Annotated in this window: 18 protein-coding genes; 7 read left to right on the forward strand and 11 right to left on the reverse strand. The window is 71.4% G+C overall.

The genetic code is table 11. From position 1 onward, the window contains the following. Positions 1–200 precede the first annotated feature (200 nt). Both OG352_RS09130 and OG352_RS09135 read left to right on the forward strand, forming a co-directional pair. Positions 201–1,439, forward strand: coding sequence for a hypothetical protein (locus tag OG352_RS09130; protein ID WP_329215885.1), 1,239 nt, complete (start codon positions 201–203; stop codon positions 1,437–1,439). Between the two features lie 206 nt (positions 1,440–1,645). After that, positions 1,646–2,707, forward strand: coding sequence for a phosphatase PAP2 family protein (locus OG352_RS09135; RefSeq protein ID WP_329215886.1), 1,062 nt, complete (start codon positions 1,646–1,648; stop codon positions 2,705–2,707). Between the two features lie 169 nt (positions 2,708–2,876). Here the strand turns inward: OG352_RS09135 and OG352_RS09140 are convergent, their stop codons facing one another. Together OG352_RS09140 and OG352_RS09145 are read right to left on the reverse strand one after the other, a co-directional pair. Further along, positions 2,877–3,092: an I78 family peptidase inhibitor gene (locus OG352_RS09140; RefSeq protein ID WP_329215887.1), complete on the reverse strand. Its 216-nt coding sequence runs from the start codon at positions 3,090–3,092 to the stop codon at positions 2,877–2,879. Between the two features lie 437 nt (positions 3,093–3,529). Then, a complete protein-coding gene (locus OG352_RS09145) occupies positions 3,530–4,276 on the reverse strand; it encodes a LysM peptidoglycan-binding domain-containing protein (RefSeq protein WP_329215888.1) in 747 nt (248 codons plus the stop codon). Between the two features lie 541 nt (positions 4,277–4,817). Here OG352_RS09145 and OG352_RS09150 point away from each other — a divergent pair. Together OG352_RS09150 and OG352_RS09155 are read left to right on the forward strand one after the other, a co-directional pair. Beyond that, positions 4,818–5,600, forward strand: a complete 783-nt coding sequence (locus tag OG352_RS09150) for a hypothetical protein (RefSeq protein WP_329215889.1) — start codon at positions 4,818–4,820, stop codon at positions 5,598–5,600. Positions 5,601–5,763: 163 nt separating this feature from the next. Further along, positions 5,764–6,183, forward strand: a complete 420-nt coding sequence (locus OG352_RS09155) for a hypothetical protein (RefSeq protein WP_329215890.1) — start codon at positions 5,764–5,766, stop codon at positions 6,181–6,183. Between the two features lie 76 nt (positions 6,184–6,259). On the opposite strand, the gene der is transcribed toward OG352_RS09155, so the two are convergent. The 5 genes from der to aroH form a co-directional block, all read right to left on the reverse strand. Beyond that, the gene (gene der / locus OG352_RS09160; RefSeq protein ID WP_329215891.1) at positions 6,260–7,744 is read right to left on the reverse strand and encodes a ribosome biogenesis GTPase Der; all 1,485 of its coding nucleotides are present in this window, start codon (positions 7,742–7,744) and stop codon (positions 6,260–6,262) included. 134 nt (positions 7,745–7,878) lie between these two features. Further along, positions 7,879–8,571, reverse strand: coding sequence for a lysophospholipid acyltransferase family protein (locus OG352_RS09165; RefSeq protein ID WP_329215892.1), 693 nt, complete (start codon positions 8,569–8,571; stop codon positions 7,879–7,881). Next, positions 8,529–9,215: a (d)CMP kinase gene (gene cmk, locus OG352_RS09170; RefSeq protein ID WP_329215893.1), complete on the reverse strand. Its 687-nt coding sequence runs from the start codon at positions 9,213–9,215 to the stop codon at positions 8,529–8,531. The genes OG352_RS09165 and cmk overlap by 43 nt, the downstream gene beginning before the upstream one ends. A gap of 255 nt (positions 9,216–9,470) precedes the next feature. Continuing rightward, a complete protein-coding gene (locus OG352_RS09175; RefSeq protein WP_329215894.1) occupies positions 9,471–10,556 on the reverse strand; it encodes a prephenate dehydrogenase in 1,086 nt (361 codons plus the stop codon). Then, on the reverse strand, positions 10,553–10,915 hold the full coding sequence (gene aroH / locus OG352_RS09180) for a chorismate mutase (RefSeq protein ID WP_329215895.1): 363 nt from the start codon (positions 10,913–10,915) through the stop codon (positions 10,553–10,555). Before aroH ends, OG352_RS09175 begins: the two co-directional genes overlap by 4 nt. A gap of 236 nt (positions 10,916–11,151) precedes the next feature. Between aroH and OG352_RS09185 the strand changes: the two genes are divergently transcribed. From OG352_RS09185 to OG352_RS09195, 3 genes are read left to right on the forward strand one after another with little or no spacing between them, the layout of a single operon-like run. Further along, on the forward strand, positions 11,152–11,808 hold the full coding sequence (locus tag OG352_RS09185; protein WP_329215896.1) for a hypothetical protein: 657 nt from the start codon (positions 11,152–11,154) through the stop codon (positions 11,806–11,808). 43 nt (positions 11,809–11,851) lie between these two features. Then, positions 11,852–12,436 carry a DUF6529 family protein gene (locus tag OG352_RS09190; RefSeq protein WP_329215897.1) on the forward strand — a complete coding sequence of 195 codons (585 nt, stop codon included), beginning with the start codon at positions 11,852–11,854 and terminating at the stop codon, positions 12,434–12,436. Further along, positions 12,433–12,855 carry a Rieske (2Fe-2S) protein gene (locus OG352_RS09195; protein ID WP_329215898.1) on the forward strand — a complete coding sequence of 141 codons (423 nt, stop codon included), beginning with the start codon at positions 12,433–12,435 and terminating at the stop codon, positions 12,853–12,855. The genes OG352_RS09190 and OG352_RS09195 overlap by 4 nt, the downstream gene beginning before the upstream one ends. Before the next feature lie 21 nt (positions 12,856–12,876). On the opposite strand, the gene OG352_RS09200 is transcribed toward OG352_RS09195, so the two are convergent. From OG352_RS09200 to scpB, 4 genes are all read right to left on the reverse strand, one after another. Beyond that, on the reverse strand, positions 12,877–13,902 hold the full coding sequence (locus OG352_RS09200; protein WP_329215899.1) for an ADP-ribosylglycohydrolase family protein: 1,026 nt from the start codon (positions 13,900–13,902) through the stop codon (positions 12,877–12,879). Then, positions 13,899–14,633 carry an NUDIX hydrolase gene (locus tag OG352_RS09205; protein ID WP_329215900.1) on the reverse strand — a complete coding sequence of 245 codons (735 nt, stop codon included), beginning with the start codon at positions 14,631–14,633 and terminating at the stop codon, positions 13,899–13,901. The genes OG352_RS09200 and OG352_RS09205 overlap by 4 nt, the downstream gene beginning before the upstream one ends. Before the next feature lie 113 nt (positions 14,634–14,746). Then, entirely contained in the window at positions 14,747–15,928 is a 1,182-nt protein-coding gene (locus OG352_RS09210; protein WP_329215901.1) for a pseudouridine synthase, read from the reverse strand. Then, positions 15,928–16,500: an SMC-Scp complex subunit ScpB gene (gene scpB, locus OG352_RS09215; RefSeq protein ID WP_329223766.1), complete on the reverse strand. Its 573-nt coding sequence runs from the start codon at positions 16,498–16,500 to the stop codon at positions 15,928–15,930. The genes OG352_RS09210 and scpB overlap by 1 nt, the downstream gene beginning before the upstream one ends. Between the last annotated feature and the right edge of the window lie 38 nt (positions 16,501–16,538).

A 16,538-nucleotide genomic window follows, 5' to 3' on the forward strand; every position in this document is an offset into this window, starting at 1 on the left:
TCCGACCCGCGCAGACGAACACGAGTGGAACGCAGCGTACGCGAGTTCGCGCCAGGGCCACGTGGCGGACCTCTCACACCCCACGGGCAACCCGTGTGGCGTAGGCCACTGCCCAGACCGTTGTTCGAATGCGCCCCGCACAACCGGCCCGTACGCCCCGACGGTCCCCGGCTCCGGGCACCCCGTCGATAATCGAGCCTGTGACCGATCTTGAGACGCGCGCGACGCCCCCCGGCTCCGCGACCCTGCGCCGGGCGGCCCCCGCCCTCCTGGGGTACGCGGCCGTGCGCGCCCTGGGCCTGCTGGCCCTCGCCCTGTGGAGCGCCGCCCGCGACAAGAACGCGTACACGCTGCTGACCGCCCGCTGGGACGCCCTCTGGTACACGAGGGTCGCCGAGCTGGGATACGGCTACGAGGTGCGGCTGCCGAACGGCGACGTCCACTCCAACCTCGCCTTCTTCCCGCTGCTGCCCTGGCTGGAACGGCTTCTGCACGCGGCGACCCCGCTGCCGTACGCCGGCGCCGGTCTCGTCGTGTCCCTGCTCGCCTCGCTCGCCGCGGCCTGGGGGATCTTCGCGGTCGCCGATCACGTGTACGGGCGCCGGGCCGGGGTGTGCGCGGTGCTGGTGTGGGCCGTCCTGCCCGTCGGGATCGTGCAGTCGATGGCGTACAGCGAGTCGCTCTTCACCGCGCTGGCCGCCTGGTCGCTGTACGCGGTGCTCACCGACCGCTGGGTGATCGCGGGGACGCTCGCGTCGTTGTCCGGCCTGACCCGCCCGGTGGGGCTCGCCGTGGTCGCGGCGGTGTGGGCGACCGGCGTGGCGTCCTTCCTCCGCGACCGGAACGCCTCCCGTGACCCGAACGCCCGCCGTGACCGGAACGCCTCCGCGACGGTCTCGTTCGCGCGAACCCGCAGCGCGACGCCCGAGCCCGGCGCACCCCCCTGCCGACGCGCCCTCGGCATGCTCCTCGCCCCCCTCGGCGCCGCCGGATACGTCCTGTGGGTCGGCCACCGCATCGGCCACGGTCCCCTCGGCTACCTCGACGTCCAGGCGGGCTGGCGCAACGGCTTCGACGGCGGGTACGCCTTCGCACGCTTCGTCGCCGGCAAGTTCACGTCCTTCCCGTCGGCCCTCGCCGGCCTCGGACTGATCGTCGGCGTCGCCCTGCTCCTGTGGCTGTACGTCGTCTGCGTACGGCAGCGCCAGCCGCTCCCGCTGCTGGTGTACGGGGGTGTCGTCCTCGCGCTCGCCCTGTGCGCGTCGAGCTACTTCGGCTCCAAGCCGCGCCTGCTGCTGCCCGCGTTCCCCCTGCTGCTGCCCCCCGCCCTGGCCCTGGCCCGGCTGCGGACGTCCAGGTCGGCACTGGTGGTGGGGTGCGTCGCGGTGGCTTCGGCCGTGTACGGCGCGTGGTGGCTGAACGGCTCCGGTCCTCCGTAAGAGGAGTCCTGCTTTTCAGTGAAACCTTTCATAAGTTCCCTAAAACTATCCCCTGGAATGATCAAAGGAATTGAAGGGAACAGGCTTCGACGATTAATGATTCCAGAGGGATAAACACCCTTCTGAGAGCAATCCCACATCACATCGTCATCACAAACCAGCGGAATCGGCCGGGTCTCGAGCTCACTCGCTGTAACGTCGTTTAGGTGCGTACCGAACAAAACCTCACCCGTCTGGACCGGGTGTTCGCGAGGCTCGACCGTGAGCCGGAACGACCGGCCCACATCGATGTGCCGAAGATGAGCAGGCACCGGGTCGCCCTGCTCGCCCTGACCCTGGCCTTCTACCTGGCGATCGTGTGGCTCGTGGTGATCACCTCGTGGCTCGTGCGCTTCGACTGGCAGGTCATGTTCTTCCGGCCGTACCAGCAGTGGCCCGAGATCCACGCGTTCCTCGACTACTACGTGGTCCTGGGCCAGCGTGGCCCGACCGCCGTGATGGTCGCCGCCTGGCTCGGCTGGCGGTCCTGGCGGCAGCACACCCTGCGCCCGATGCTCACCCTGGGCGCCTCGCTGCTGCTGCTGAACATCACCGTCGGCGCCGCGAAGCTCGGCATGGGCCGGCTCGGGCCCCACTACGCGACCACCATCGGTTCCAGCGAGATGGGCCTGGGCGGCGATATATTTCCCAGCGGCCACACCGCCAACGCCGTCGTGACCTGGGGAATCCTGGCGTATCTGGCGTCCACGCCGAGAGCCCGCCGCTGGCTGTCCGCCGTGTCCGCGGTGGTCTCGCTCGGCGTCGGCCTCACCACCGTCTACCTCGGTACGCACTGGCTGAGCGACGTGGTGCTCGGCTGGGCCGCGGGTCTGCTGGTCCTGCTGGCGCTGCCCTGGTGCGAGCCGCTGATCGCCCGCGCCGAGGTCTCGATCTTCGCGCTGCGCGACCGTCTGCGCGAGCGCCGTTCCGCCACGGCCCCGGTGCCGACGGCTCCCACGCCCACCCCTGCCCCTGCCCCCACGCCCGTCGCCGTACCCGTGTCGCTCAAGCCGCGCGCCATGGTCCAGGAGGAGGCACCCGCGGCCCACGAGCCGGTCGCTCCGGCCCGTGCGCCGCGCGCGCCGGTGTATCTGGCCCCCGGCCCGCACACGACCCGCTCGGAGCGCACTCCGGTCACCCCGGTCGGCAGCCGCCGTCCACCGCACGCCGACCGCCTCCCGCGCACCGCGCCGACCCCGACGGCGGCCCGCCCCCTGACCGGCGGCTGACCTGCGGCTGACCTGCGCGAACTCCGCCCCACAACGGCGGGACCCCGGTACGCACAACCCGGCCCCGCACCCGAAGGCCCCGGCCCCTGAACCCAGGAACCGGGGCCTTCGCCGTACCCGTAATGCGTAGCAGTACTTATGGCCCAGCAGTACTTGCGGGGATTGCCTCTCAGCCCTTCCAGGCGCGTGCCACGCGTCCGTCCCGTACCTCGAAATTCAGCCGCCCGAAGCGGTACTCCATGGTGATGATCGTCCCGGGCGCCAACGCGCGCACCGCCGACCACCCCCGTTCCCGCGCGAGGCGCTCGGCGCGCGCGGCCTCGAGGCCGACGTACCCGTCCGGACTGTCCTGGGGCTCCGCTGGCGGAGTGGGATTCGGTGCCATACCGCCACGCTAGGCCGCGAGCCGCGCCCCGGGAACCCCGGCCCCCGGACCGGTGCCGCGAATCGCTCCGGTCACACTTCTGTCACAGGATCACGACACGCGTTTCGACGAACTCCGTCACACGTACGAGCGGTTTCGTACGCCTTACGCGCGTATTCGAACGCAATTCCCGCGTGTCGTCCGGCCGCCTCGAATAACCGGCCGAAAAGCGCGCGGAGAACCCGCCCGCGGATCCCGGCGCATTCCGAATCCAGCGGGATCGCGCGACCTGACCGCCCATAGGAAATGCACGGCTCCCCCACATGTCCTCCGTACGCCCGGGGACACCCACCCGGGCGTCTCACGGTGTGCAGGCCACGGGCATGACCGGCACGACCGCAGTGGCCCCACCCGGTCGTCGCACCGGATGGGGCCACCTCGTCCCGTAGGGGGAACGGTCAGAGCACGAGGCGCTGGCCGGGCACGATCAGGTCGGGGTCGCCGCCGACGACGGCCTTGTTGGCGGCGTAGACGCGCTGCCAGGTGAGCCCGTGCCCGTCCGCGATGGTGCTGAGGGTGTCGCCCTGGCGGACGGTGTAGTCGCCGCGGGACGTACCGCGCGAGGTCTGGCTCGTCGAGCGCTCCGGCGCCTTCGAGGAGCTCGACCCGGAAGACCCCGACTCGGAAGACCCCGACTTGGAGGAACCGGACTTCGACGAGCCGTACTTGGACGAGCCCGACTTCGACGAGCCGGAGTAGGACTTCGAGGAGCTCGACTCGGTGGAACCCGACGTACCGGAGGACGACGAACCGCTCGTCCCGTTCGTCGGTGCGCTGCCGGACGCTCCGGCGCGCGCCGAGCAGGTCGGCCACGCGCCCCACCCCTGTGCGTTCTGCACCTTGGCGGCGACGGAGATCTGCTGTGCCTTGCTGGCCTTGTCGGCGGTGGACGCGTAGGCGGTGCCGCCGTACGCGCGCCAGGTGCCGGCGGAGAACTGCAGCCCGCCGTAGTACCCGTTGCCGGTGTTGATGGACCAGTTGCCGCCGCTCTCGCACCGGGCGATGCGGTCCCACACCCCGCTGTCGGCCGCCGCGGCGTTGCCGGTCGCGGAGAGCAGTCCGAGGGGGGCGAGGAGTATCGCCCCGGCGAGGACCGCCGTCTTGCGCGACGACGTGCGGGTGTGGTTATCGGCACATTCGGACATGTAGATCCCTCTCTACGGACCCGGGCTCCCCCTGACCGGAGCGCTTCGGCCGCGCAAGGACGCGGTCGTGGCGCTCCGCCCCGTCCGTCGGCGGTCGTGCTGCGCGTTGTCTGGCTCTGCGCGGCCGGCGGACGTACCCGAGCGGTGCTCGCTGCACACGGCGGTGCAATCTAGGGACCCTGACGACCCGTTATCAACCAACTCCCTGTTCTCCCAGGCCAGTTACTGGTTACCGTAGGTAGCGGCGAATTCAGGACACCTACTTCATCCACCTTTTTCACATTTTGTCGACCAGCCACTCGAACAAACTGTGAGTCAGTTCACCGGGCCAAGTTCCGTGATCTCCCCGTTACTTGACATGGAGTGGCCGATTCCGCACGCAGCGTGATCACGTGCGCAGGATGGTTCGATTACGTTGGCCGTGCAGCGTGACTCCCGCCACAGCTCGCCCGTTGTCTTCTTCATGAGCCGGGGACCCACCCGGACCACGAGCCGGAGCCACCCCGGCCTCGCCCAAGCACCGCATCCGAGGGAGTCACCCGTGCCGCGCATGCTCGACGTCAGCGACGAGGTACGCGCCGAGATCGGCGACGAAGAAGCCGACCGGCTGCTCGCCGGAGACAACGCCCCGGGCAGTTACGACTGCACGTCCTGCCGCACCCCGGGCGACTCCGAGAACGAACGCACCAGCACTGTCCTGTTCATCGGCGACGAGACCGCGGTCCTCGCCTTCGCCCACTCCACCTGCCTGCCCTCGCAGATCGTCCAGGTCACCGAGGAGCAGCTTCAGGGCGCGGTCCGCTCCATCAGCGGCGACACGGTCGACCTGGACCCCGACAAGGTCATCCCCGAGCAGGCCGTGCTCGGTGTGACCAGCGGACTCGTCCTGATCGCCGGGGAGTTGCACCCGGCCCTCGTCGTCGAGCCGACCGCGCCCATCGTGCGGCCCGGCACGACCGGCGCCGGCGACGACTTCCTGCCCCTTCTCATCGAGCAGGGCTTCATGCCGCTGAGCCAGCTCACCGAGGTCCCGCCGGTACAGCACGGCTGGTCCGTACTGCTCGCGATGGGCCAACTGCACGCCGTACTGCAGCCGTCGGTGAACGGCGGGCAGCCGGTCGCCTGGTGGCAGGCACATCAGCCGTTGCAGGTGACGGAGGGCTGGCGGGCCGCCGCCAACAAGCACCAGCAGGTACTGATGTTCGCGGCGCCGGTGGGCTCGATCGGCCGCCAGCCCAGGGAGGACCTGCTGCGGGACGCGCTCGACAAGTCCGCGGCGAACGGGCAGTTGGTGGGGGCGGCACTGCCCCTTGCCGGGACCTGAGACAAGCGCATGAGGGGGCGGGGACTGCGGGTTGCACGGCGGCGGCGGGTCGTTCGTGGCTGGTCCCGCCCACGCGGCGGAGCCGCATGTACACGCAGCCCCGCGCCCCTTCGGGCGCGCTGCACAACCGCATCTCTTCCCGTGCCGCGTCGTTTGGACATACGTGCACACCTATGACGTTCCCCGCCGCCCGTCCTACCAGTCGATCCCGTCCGCGCGACCGGCTCAGGACTCCCAGGGCGGCCCATCGGCCACGCCGATCTACGACGCGCTCTACTCCGAGTACGTCAAGACGTTCCGCTCGCTGCCGGGTGACCGCAGCGGCGAGGACGATCTGGGGTTCACCGCCTTCGGGAACATCCCGCACAGCACGGGCTCGTACGCGCCACCCCGCCCGGGGTCGTTCAGCAGTTCCTACAGCGCCTACAGCGCGGGGGCGCAGAGCGCGCGGCACGGGATCGGTCAGCAGTCCCAGTGGCAGCGGGTCGGGCAGATCGGCCAGCCGCACCCGCCCACCGCGATGCACCACATCCCTGCGGCACTCCCTGCGGCTCTCCCACCGGCGCCCCGCAGGACCGTCTGATCACGCTGCACATGGCTGAGGGCGGCACCCGTGACGGGTGCCGCCCTCAGCCATGTGGCCGCTTCTGGTGCTGCCGCTACTTCTTCTTGTTGGCGCCGCGCTTCTCGCGCACCCGCACCGAGATGTGGATCGGGGTCCCCTCGAAGCTGAACTCCTCGCGCAGCCGGCGCTCGATGAAGCGCCGGTAGCCCGCCTCGATGAACCCGGAGGCGAACAGGACGAAGCGCGGGGGCTTGGTGCCGGCCTGGGTGCCGAAGAGGATGCGGGGCTGCTTGCCGCCGCGGACCGGGTGCGGGTGGGCCGCGACCAGCTCGCCGAGGAAGGCGTTGAGGCGGCCCGTCGGGACGCGGGTCTCCCAGCCGACGAGGGCGGCCTCGATGCCCGGGACCAGCTTCTCCATGTGGCGGCCGGTGCGCGCCGAGACGTTCACCCGGGGCGCCCACGCGACCTGGGCGAGCTCGGTCTCGATCTCGCGCTCCAGGTAGTAGCGGCGCTCCTCGTCGAGGGTGTCCCACTTGTTGAAGGCGAGGACGATCGCGCGGCCCGCGTCGACGGCCATGGTGACGATCCGCTGGTCCTGGACCGAGATGGACTCGGAGGCGTCGATCAGGATGACCGCCACCTCGGCCTTCTCGACGGCGGCCGCGGTGCGCAGCGAGGCGTAGTAGTCGGCGCCCTGCTGGAGGTGGACGCGCTTGCGGATGCCCGCCGTGTCGACGAACTTCCAGGTGATGCCGCCGAGTTCGATCAGCTCGTCGACCGGGTCACGGGTGGTGCCCGCGATCTCGTTGACGACGACGCGCTCCTCGCCCGCCACCTTGTTCAGCAGCGAGGACTTGCCGACGTTCGGGCGGCCGATGAGCGCGATGCGGCGCGGTCCGCCGACCGCGGTGCCGAAGGTCTGCTCGGGCGCCTCGGGCAGCGCCTCCAGGACGGCGTCCAGCATGTCGCCCGTGCCGCGGCCGTGCAGCGCGGAGATCGGGTGCGGTTCGCCGAGGCCCAGGGACCACAGGTAGGACGCGTCGGCCTCGCCGCTCTGGCCGTCCACCTTGTTGGCGGCGAGCACGACGGGCTTGCCGGCCTTGCGCAGCAGCCGGACGACCGCCTCGTCGGTGTCGGTGGCGCCGACCTTGGCGTCCACGACGAAGACGACGGCGTCGGCCGCCTCGATCGCGTACTCGGCCTGCGCGGCCACGGAGGCGTCGATGCCGAGGACGTCCTGCTCCCAGCCGCCGGTGTCGACGACCTTGAAGCGGCGGCCCGCCCACTCGGCCTCGTAGGTGACACGGTCGCGGGTGACGCCGGGCTTGTCCTCGACGACCGCCTCGCGCCGCCCGATGATCCGGTTGACGAGGGTCGACTTGCCGACATTCGGGCGGCCGATGATGGCGAGGACCGGCAGCGGCCCGTGCCCGGCGGCCTCGATCGCCCCCTCGACGTCCTCGACGTCGAAGCCCTCGACGGCGGCGAGCTCCATGAACTCCGCGTACTCGGCGTCGCCGAGCGCCCCGTGATCGTGCTCGAAGCCGTCCGAGCCGTCGGGCTGGGTGTGGTCGTTCATGAAGTGCGTCCCTCGTCGTTCATTCGTGGTGATCGGTGGAGCACCCGGTTCGTCCGGGCTGATCCACTACTCGGTACTCGGTACTCGGTACTCGGTTTGCTCGGTTACTCAGTCAACTCGGTTTTCAGTGTCGCTCAGCGCCCGGTGAGGCGCCTGGCGTTTTCCAGGTGGGCGGCCAGATGCTTCTGGATGCGTTCGGTCGCCTCGTCCAGTGCCTTGCGGGTACGCCGTCCGCTGCCGTCGCCCGCCTCGAACGGGTCGCCGAAGACGACGTCGACGCGGGAGCGCAGCGGGGGCAGCGCCTTTATCAACCGTCCGCGCTTCTCGGAACTTCCCAGCACGGCGACGGGCACGATCGGGGCCCCGCCGCGGACGGCGAAGTAGGCGAGCCCGGCGCGCAGGGCGGCGAAGTCGCCCTCGCCCCGGGTGCCCTCCGGGAAGATCCCGAGGACCCCGCCGTTCTCCAGCACTCCCAGCGCGCGGGTGATGGCCGTGCGGTCGGCGGTCGCCCGGTCGACCTCGATCTGGCCGACACGGGTCATGAACCGGCCGAGCGGGCCGATGAACGCTTCCTTCTTGACCAGGAAGTGCGAGGCCCGGGGCGCCACGCCGATGACCATCGGGCCGTCGACGATGTGGGAGTGGTTGACCGCGAAGATCACGGGGCCGCTCGCGGGCACCTTCCAGGCGCCCAGCACGCGCGGCCGCCACAGCCCGTACATCAGGCCGACGCCGATCCGCCGCCCGACCTCGGCGCCCTTCTCGGAGGGCACGGACTCAGGACTCACCGCACGGCCCGCTTCTCCTCGACGAGGGTGACGACGCACTCGATGACCTGGGTCAGCGTCAGCTCGGTGGTGTCCACCTCGACGGCGTCGTCCGCCTTGGCGAGCGGGGAGGTCCTGCGGGAGGAGTCGGCCGCGTCCCGCTTGATCAGCGCCTCGCGGGTGCTGTGTATGTCGGCGCCCTTCAGCTCACCGCTGCGGCGGGCGGCGCGGGCCTCCGGCGAGGCGGTGAGGAAGATCTTCAGATCGGCGTCGGGCAGCACGGTCGTACCGATGTCCCGCCCCTCGACGACGATGCCCCGCTCGGCGGAGGCCGCCAGCGAGCGCTGCAGCTCGGTGATCCGGGCCCGCACCTCCGGTACGGCGCTCACCGCGCTGACCTTGGAGGTGACGTCCTGGGTGCGGATCGGGCCGGTCACGTCGAAGCCGTCGACCTCGATGGTCGGGGCGGCCGGGTCGGTGCCGGAGAGGATCTCCGGCTTGCCGGCGACCTCGGCGATCGCCGAGGGGTCCTCGACGTCGATCCCGTTGCTCACCATCCACCACGTGATCGCCCGGTACTGGGCACCGGTGTCCAGGTAGCTCAGCCCGAGCTGGGCGGCCACGGCCTTGGACGTGCTCGACTTGCCCGTGCCGGAGGGGCCGTCGATGGCGACAATCACGGGCTGGGTGGCGCCGTTTTCCACGGGGGGACACCTTCCTGGTGCGAGGCGGTGGATGTGCGGGGCGCGATCGTGCCCCGCACAAGGTTACCGGGCACAGGTCACTCGTCCGGCCGCTGCCCGTTCGTCACAGCCCGCTACCTGTTCAGCACCGGCCGGCCGCACTCAGCCCGTTGGGGGTCCCCCCTCGGGGGGAGCTCGAGGACGAGGCCCCTTCAGGGCCGAAGCGGGGGCCTGGGGGCGGCAGCCCCCAGCAGCGCCCACACCGGCACCGGGTGCCTACTTCCGGATAGCCCACCCTCGCTCACGCAACGCCGAAGACAGAACCACCGCGGACTTCGGCTCGACCCACAGCTGCACCAGCCCCGCCTGCTGCCCGGTCGCGTGCTCGATGCGTACGTCCTCGATGTTGACCCCCGCCTGCCCCGCGTCCGCGAAGATGCGGGCCAACTGCCCCGGCTGGTCGTCGATCAGCACGGCGACCACCTCGTACACCCGCGGAGCGGCCCCGTGCTTGCCGGGCACCCGCACCTGGCCCGCGTTGCCGCGGCGCAGGACGTCCTCGATGCCGCCGACGCCCTCGCCGCGCTCGGCGTCGTCGGAGGACTGCAGGGCGCGCAGGGCCCGCACCGTCTCCTCCAGGTCGGCGGCGACGTCGGTGAGCAGGTCGGCGACCGGTCCGGGGTTCGCGGACAGGATGTCGATCCACATCCCGGGCTCGGAGGCGGCGATCCGGGTGACGTCCCGGATGCCCTGCCCGCACAGCCGTACGGCGGCCTCCTCGGCGTGCTCCAGGCGCGCGGCGACCATGCTGGACACCAGGTGGGGCATGTGGGAGACCAGCGCCACCGCGCGGTCGTGGGCGTCCGCGTCCATGACCACCGGGACGGCGCGGCAGTGCGAGACCAGCTCCAGGGCGAGGTTCAGCACCTCGGTGTCGGTGTCCCGGGTCGGGGTGAGGACCCAGGGCCGTCCCTCGAACAGGTCGCCGGTCGCGGCCAGCGGCCCGGACTTCTCCCGCCCCGACATGGGATGCGTGCCGATGTAGGCCGACAGGTCGAGGCCGAGCGCCTCCAGCTCGCGGCGCGGCCCGCCCTTGACGCTGGCCACGTCGAGGTAGCCGCGGGCCACCCCCCGGCGCATCGCGTCGGCGAGCACACCGGCCACGTGGGCGGGCGGGGCGGCGACGATCGCGAGGTCGACCGGGCCCTCCGGCGCCTCGTCGGTGCCGGCGCCGAGCGCGGCGGCCGTGCGGGCCTGCTCGGGGTCGTGGTCGGCGAGGTGGACGACGACGCCCCGCTGGGCCAGGGCCAGGGCGGCGGACGTGCCGATCAGCCCGGTTCCGATGACGAGCGCGGTCCTCACTGGGCGATGTCCTTGCGCAGGGCGGCGGCGGTGCCGAGGTAGACGTGGCTGATCCCGGCGCGCGGCCGGTCGGACTCGATGTGCGCGAGGATGCGGACGACCCGCGGCATGGCGCCCTCGATGTCGAGTTCCTGGGCGCAGATCAGCGGCACGTCGACGATGCCCAGCTTGCGCGCGGCGGCCGCCGGGAAGTCGCTGTGCAGGTCGGGGGTGGCCGTGAACCAGATGCTGATCAGGTCGTCGGCGCTGAGGGAGTTCCGTTCCAGGACGGCGGTGAGCAGGGCCCCGACCTGCTCGTCCATGTGCCCGGCCTCGTCCCGCTCCAGTTGGACGGCTCCCCGGACCGCTCGTACCGCCACGGCGCTGCTCCTTGCTGATGTGTGATGCCTGATGTGCTGACGCCTGATGTGCTGACGCGCTGCCGATATACGGCGCTCGACGCATTGATGCATCAAGCGTAGTCAGCCCGGGTCGGTCCGGTGCGCGCCGACCGCGTGCCGAGACGGGAGTGCCTCCGTACGCCCTTTACGGCGGGTGCGGCCTGCGCTCTCATGGCACTCTGACGGCAGGACACCCGCATCGGGGAAGGCCCGACATGAAGCGTCCAGGACCCCTGCTCACCCTTCTCGCGGGACTGGTGCTCGGCCTGTTCCTGCTGACGCTCAACGTGACGACGGGGACGAAGACCGTCTCGTCCACGCAGCAGGAGAAGTCACCGACCCCGGCCCCCACCCGCAGCACCGCCGCGTCCCCCACGCCCACCCCCTCCCGTACCCCGGTCCCGGCCCCGGACTCCGACTACGCCGGCCGTACCGCCGACGACGCGGCGGCGATCGCCGTCTCCGTCCGCGACGGCAGGGCGATCGCGTACTTCTGCGACGGCCACACCCGGGAGTCCTGGCTCAAGGGCGACGTACGGGACGACGGCACGCTGAAGCTCACCGGGAAGAACGGCGCGAAGCTGGACGGCACGCTGCGGGACGGCAGGAAGATCGACGGCACGGTGGACGTCGGCGGCGGCCACCACGCGTTCACCGCGGACCGGGCGAAGAAGCCGTCCGGGTTGTGGCGGGCGACGGCCACCGTGCGCTCCGCGAAGATCGACGGCGGCTGGATCGTCCTGAAGGACGGCACCCAGGTCGGCATCCTCACCCGCGACGGCGAGCCCTCCCCCGCGCCCCGCATCGACCCGGCCACCGGCGCGGTGACGGTCGACGGACAGCGGCTCACAGCCCGCCCCGCAACGCCCTGACCGCCCGCACCCCACCCCTGACCCCTTTGAGCAGGGAGCCATCATGACCGTCGACCCGAACGCCGCCACCCAGGGTTTCCCCGCCCCCGAGCCCGCGCGGCGCGGCCCGCACCCCGCCCGCTACCTGGTCCCGGCGCTCGTCGCCGCCGCGGTCGCCGTCGCCCTGGGCGTGTACGGCAAGGTCCACGACCCGGCCGGGACGGCCTTCAACCTGGCCGGCTTCAGCAGCACGGGCGCGGTGAAGTCCTGGCTGGCGACGGCCGCGATCCTCTTCGCCCTGGTCCAGGTCGCCTCGGCGCTGATGCTCTACGGGAAGCTGCCGGGTCCCGCCTGGTCGGGCACGCTCCACCGCTGGTCGGGCCGCGCGGCCTTTCTGATCGCCGTCCCGGTTGCGGTGCACTGCCTGTACGCGCTTGGCTATCAGACGTATGAAACGCGTGTTTTGTGGCACTCCGCCCTGGGTTGCTTCTTCTTCGGCGCCTTCAGTGCCAAGATGCTGCTGCTCCGTTCGGAGCGACTCCCCGGATGGCTGCTGCCGATCGTCGGCGGACTCGTCTTCGCCACGCTCACGATCATCTGGCTGACCTCGGCCTTCTGGTTCTTCCGTACTTTCGGAGTGACGACATGACTCTCCCCGCGACACGACGCACGGTTCTCCTGGCGACGGGCGGCGCGGCAGCGGCGCTCACGGCGGCATGCAGCAACTACGGCGACAGCAATTCGTCCTCTTCCTCGTCCGAGAAGTCGTCGGCCGCGGCCGGCCGGGAACTGGCGAAGACGACCGACATCCCCGTCGGCGGAGGCAAGATCTTCGCGGACGAGAAGGTCGTCGTCACCCAGCCGACCAAGGACGACTTCAAGGCGTTCTCCGCGATCTGCACCCACATGGGCTGCACCGTGGCCAAAGTCGCGGACGGCACCATCGACTGCCCCTGCCACGGCAGCAAGTACCACATCGCCGACGGCTCGGTGGCTCACGGCCCGGCGCCCAAGCCGCTGCCCGCGGAGCAGATCACCGTCGCGGGCGGCGTCATCAAGCTGGCCTGAGCCCCCCGCCGGATCAACGGCTCACTGGTCCCAGAGCGCCCCGAGCGTCACCAGCTCCCCCTGGTACTCGATCCGGTCCGCCCACTCGGTCGGCCAGGCGTCCGCCCCGGCGTGCGCGCCCGCGAAGGCGCCCGCCAGACAGGCGATGGAGTCGGAGTCCCCCGACGAGCAGGCGGCCCGGCGCAGCACGGTCACCGGTTCGTCGGGGAAGAGCAGGAAGCACAGCAGGCCACTGGCCATGGCCTCCTCGGCGATCCACCCCGCCCCCGTCGCCAGGCACGGGTCGGTCTCGGGCGAGGGATCGCGCAGCGCTTCCTCAAGGCGCTCCAGCACGCCCAGGCACTCGTCCCAGCCGCGCGCCATGAAGTGCTCCGGGTCGGGGTCCTGGCCGCGGGTCCACAGGTCGTCGAGCCAGCGGTGGTGGTAGTGGGTGCGGTTGTCGAGGGCGTACGTGCGCAGCAGCCCGACCAGCGCGGCCGGGTCGGTGCCCTGTGTGAGCAGCCGCACGGCGTGGGCGGTGAGGTCGGAGGCGGCGAGCGCGGTGGGGTGGCCGTGGGTGAGGGCGGACTGGAGCTGCGCGGCCCCGGCGCGCTGCTCGTCGCTGAGCCCGGGGGCGAGGCCGAGGGGGGCGACGCGCATGTTGGCGCCGCAGCCCTTGGAGCCGATCTGGCTGGCGTCCTGCCAGACGCGCTTGCCGTCCTCGAGCAGGTCGCAGGCGGTCAGGCAGGTCTGCCCCGGAGCCCGGTTGTTGTCCGGCGACCGGTACCAGTCCACGAACTCCTTCCGCAGCGGCTGGGCCATGCCTCCGGGAGTGAGCAGCCCCCGGTCCATGGCGGTCCGCATGGCCCGCCCCACCGCGAGGGTCATCTGCGTGTCGTCGGAGACGAAGGCGCGCTTGGGCAGTTCCATCTCCCGCCACGGCCCGCACTTGGCGAGGATCGACGGGATGTCGTTGAACTCGGTCGGAAACCCGAGCGCGTCCCCCAGGGCGAGCCCCAGCAGGGATCCGGTGGCGCGCTTGCGGACGGCGGTGGTCGAGGTGGTCATGCGGGGCGTCCTTCCGGGGGCGGTCGCAGCAGGGGCGGGTGGAGTGCGGTGGCGGCGCCCGCGCGGTAGAGGGCGGCGGGCTTGCCGCGGCCGCCGGTCAGACGTGCGGCGCCGGGCACGGGTTCGACGAAGCCGGGGGTGGCGAGCACCTTGCGCCGGAAGTTGGGGCGGTCGAGCCCGGTCCCCCACACCGACTCGTAGACCTGCTGGAGCTCGCCGAGGGTGAACTCGGGCGGGCAGAAGGCGGTCGCGAGGCCGGTGCGCTCGAACTTGGCGCCGACCCGGTCGTGGGCGTCGGCCAGGATCCGGTCGTGGTCGAAGGCGAGCGGCTCGACACCGTCGTACGGCAGCCAGCGCGCCTGGGCCACGTCGCCGCCGCCGGTCGGCTCGGGGGCGTCGGGCAGCAGCGCGGCGAAGGCGACGGACACGACCCGCATCCGGGGGTCGCGGCCGGGCTCGCTGTAGGTGCGCAACTGCTCCAGGTGCAGCCCTGAGACGTCCTTCAGGCCGGTCTCCTCGGCGAGTTCGCGCCGGGCGGCCGTCTCCGCGGACTCGTCCGGCAGCACGAAGCCCCCGGGCAGCGCCCAGTGTCCGGCGTACGGCTCGTGGCCGCGCTCGATGAGCAGCACGTGCAGGGTGCCCGCGCGGAGCGTGAGGACGGCGAGATCGACGGTGACGGCGAAGGGCTCGTAGGCATGCTTGTCGTAGGCGTCCTGGCCGTGGCCCCACATGACGAACACCCCCTTTTAATAGTCATCACGACTATAAAAAGGGGGTGCGTCAGCGCACAAGCCCTCGGATCCTCAGGAATCCTTAAAGGCAGGGATCCTTGAAGCGGGGATCCTTAAAGGTCGACTTCCTGCATCAGCATGCCGACTTCGGTGTTGGACAGCCGTCGCAGCCAGCCCGACTTCTGGTCGCCCAGGGTGATCGGGCCGAAGGAGACCCGCACCAGCTTGTCGACCGGGAAGCCGGCCTCCGCCAGCATCCGGCGCACGATGTGCTTGCGGCCCTCGTGCAGGGTCACCTCGACCAGGTAGTTCTTGCCGGTCTGCTCGACGACCCGGAAGTGGTCCGCCTTCGCGTACCCGTCCTCCAACTGGATGCCGTCCTTGAGCTGCTTGCCCAGGTCGCGCGGGATCGGGCCCACGATGTGCGCGAGGTAGACCTTCTTCACGCCGTACTTGGGGTGGGTCAGCCGGTGCGCCAGCTCGCCGTGGTTGGTGAGGAGGATGACGCCCTCGGTCTCGGTGTCGAGCCGGCCCACGTGGAACAGCCGCGTCTCACGGTTGGTCACGTAGTCGCCGAGGCACTGCCGGCCCTCGGTGTCCTCCATCGTGGAGACGACACCGGCCGGCTTGTTCAGCGAGAAGAACTGGTACGACTGGGTCGCGACGGTCAGGCCGTCGACCTTGACCTCGTCGGTCTCCGGGTCGACCCGCTTGCCCTGTTCGAGCACGATCTCGCCGTTGACCTCGACCCGCGCCTGCTCGATCAGCTCCTCGCAGGACCGCCGGGAGCCGTAGCCCGCGCGCGCGAGGATCTTCTGCAGCCGCTCGCCCTCCTGCTCGGCGCCCGGGAAGGTCTTGGGAAGCTTGACGTCCTTCTTGCTCGCGTACCGCTCGCGGTTGCGCTCCTCGGCCCGCGCCTCGTACTCACGGGAGGTCGCCGGCACCGAACGGCCGCGCCCGGTGCCCTGGCTCTGCTTGGGCCCGCCCTTGGCGCCGCCGCGCGCGGAGGCGCCGCGCCCGGACTTCGGGCCCTCGTAGTTCCCGCTCGGCCCTACGTCGTAGCGGCGCTCCTCGGGACGGGGCTTGCCCTCGCGCTTCGGCCTGTCGTCGCGGTCGCGCCCTGCCCCGCCCGTCGGCTGGGAACCCCTGCCACCGGCCCCGCGGGAGTTGCCGCTTCCACCGGTCCCGCGAGGGTTGCCGCCCCCGCCGGTTCCCCGGGGCTTGCCGCCCCCACCGGTCCCGCGGGGGTTGCCGCGCCCGCTGTTCCTGCCACTGCCGCTGCCACTGCTTCGCATCAAAGTTCCGTCGTCGTCGTGTCGTCTGCATCTGCATCCGGTGCGTCCGGATCGAACGACGGGACCCCTTCCAGCGTCTCGGCCTCGATCGCCTCCGCCTCGGGGAGAAAGGGCGCGAGCTCCGGGAGCTCGTCCAGGCCTCGCAGGCCCATCCGCTCCAGAAAGTAGTTCGTCGTCCTGTACAGGATCGCACCTGTTTCGGGTTCCGCGCCCGCCTCCTCGACCAGACCCCGTTGGAGCAGCGTGCGCATGACGCCGTCACAGTTGACTCCGCGCACCGCGGAGACCCTGCTGCGGCTGACCGGCTGGCGGTACGCGACGACCGCCAGGGTCTCCAGCGCCGCCTGGGTGAGCCGCGCCTGCTGCCCGTCCAGGACGAAGCCCTCGACGGCCGCCGCGTACTCGGGCCGGGTGTAGAACCGCCAGCCGCCCGCGACGAGCCTGAGCTCGAAGCCACGCCCCTGCACGGTGTACTCGTCGGCCAGCTCGCGCAGCGCGCCGGCGACCTGCCGCCGGGGCCGCTGGAGGATCTTCGCGAGGTGCTCCTCGGTCGCGGGCTCGTCGACGACCATCAGGACGGCCTCCAGGGCCGGCTTGAGATCCAGTCCGG

The sequence above is a fragment of the Streptomyces sp. NBC_01485 genome, assembly GCF_036227125.1.
Classification (GTDB): Bacteria; Actinomycetota; Actinomycetes; order Streptomycetales; family Streptomycetaceae; genus Streptomyces.

Coding starts and splice junctions, on each gene's coding strand:
- OG352_RS09185 (WP_329215896.1), top strand. CDS start 11,152: ATGAAGCGTCCAGGACCCCTGCTCACCCTTCTCGCGGGACTGGTGCTC.
- der (WP_329215891.1), bottom strand. CDS start 7,744: ATGAACGACCACACCCAGCCCGACGGCTCGGACGGCTTCGAGCACGAT.
- OG352_RS09205 (WP_329215900.1), bottom strand. CDS start 14,633: ATGTGGGGCCACGGCCAGGACGCCTACGACAAGCATGCCTACGAGCCC.
- OG352_RS09195 (WP_329215898.1), top strand. CDS start 12,433: ATGACTCTCCCCGCGACACGACGCACGGTTCTCCTGGCGACGGGCGGC.
- scpB (WP_329223766.1), bottom strand. CDS start 16,500: ATGGTCGTCGACGAGCCCGCGACCGAGGAGCACCTCGCGAAGATCCTC.
- OG352_RS09200 (WP_329215899.1), bottom strand. CDS start 13,902: ATGACCACCTCGACCACCGCCGTCCGCAAGCGCGCCACCGGATCCCTG.
- OG352_RS09190 (WP_329215897.1), top strand. CDS start 11,852: ATGACCGTCGACCCGAACGCCGCCACCCAGGGTTTCCCCGCCCCCGAG.
- OG352_RS09145 (WP_329215888.1), bottom strand. CDS start 4,276: ATGTCCGAATGTGCCGATAACCACACCCGCACGTCGTCGCGCAAGACG.
- OG352_RS09210 (WP_329215901.1), bottom strand. CDS start 15,928: ATGCGAAGCAGTGGCAGCGGCAGTGGCAGGAACAGCGGGCGCGGCAAC.
- OG352_RS09140 (WP_329215887.1), bottom strand. CDS start 3,092: ATGGCACCGAATCCCACTCCGCCAGCGGAGCCCCAGGACAGTCCGGAC.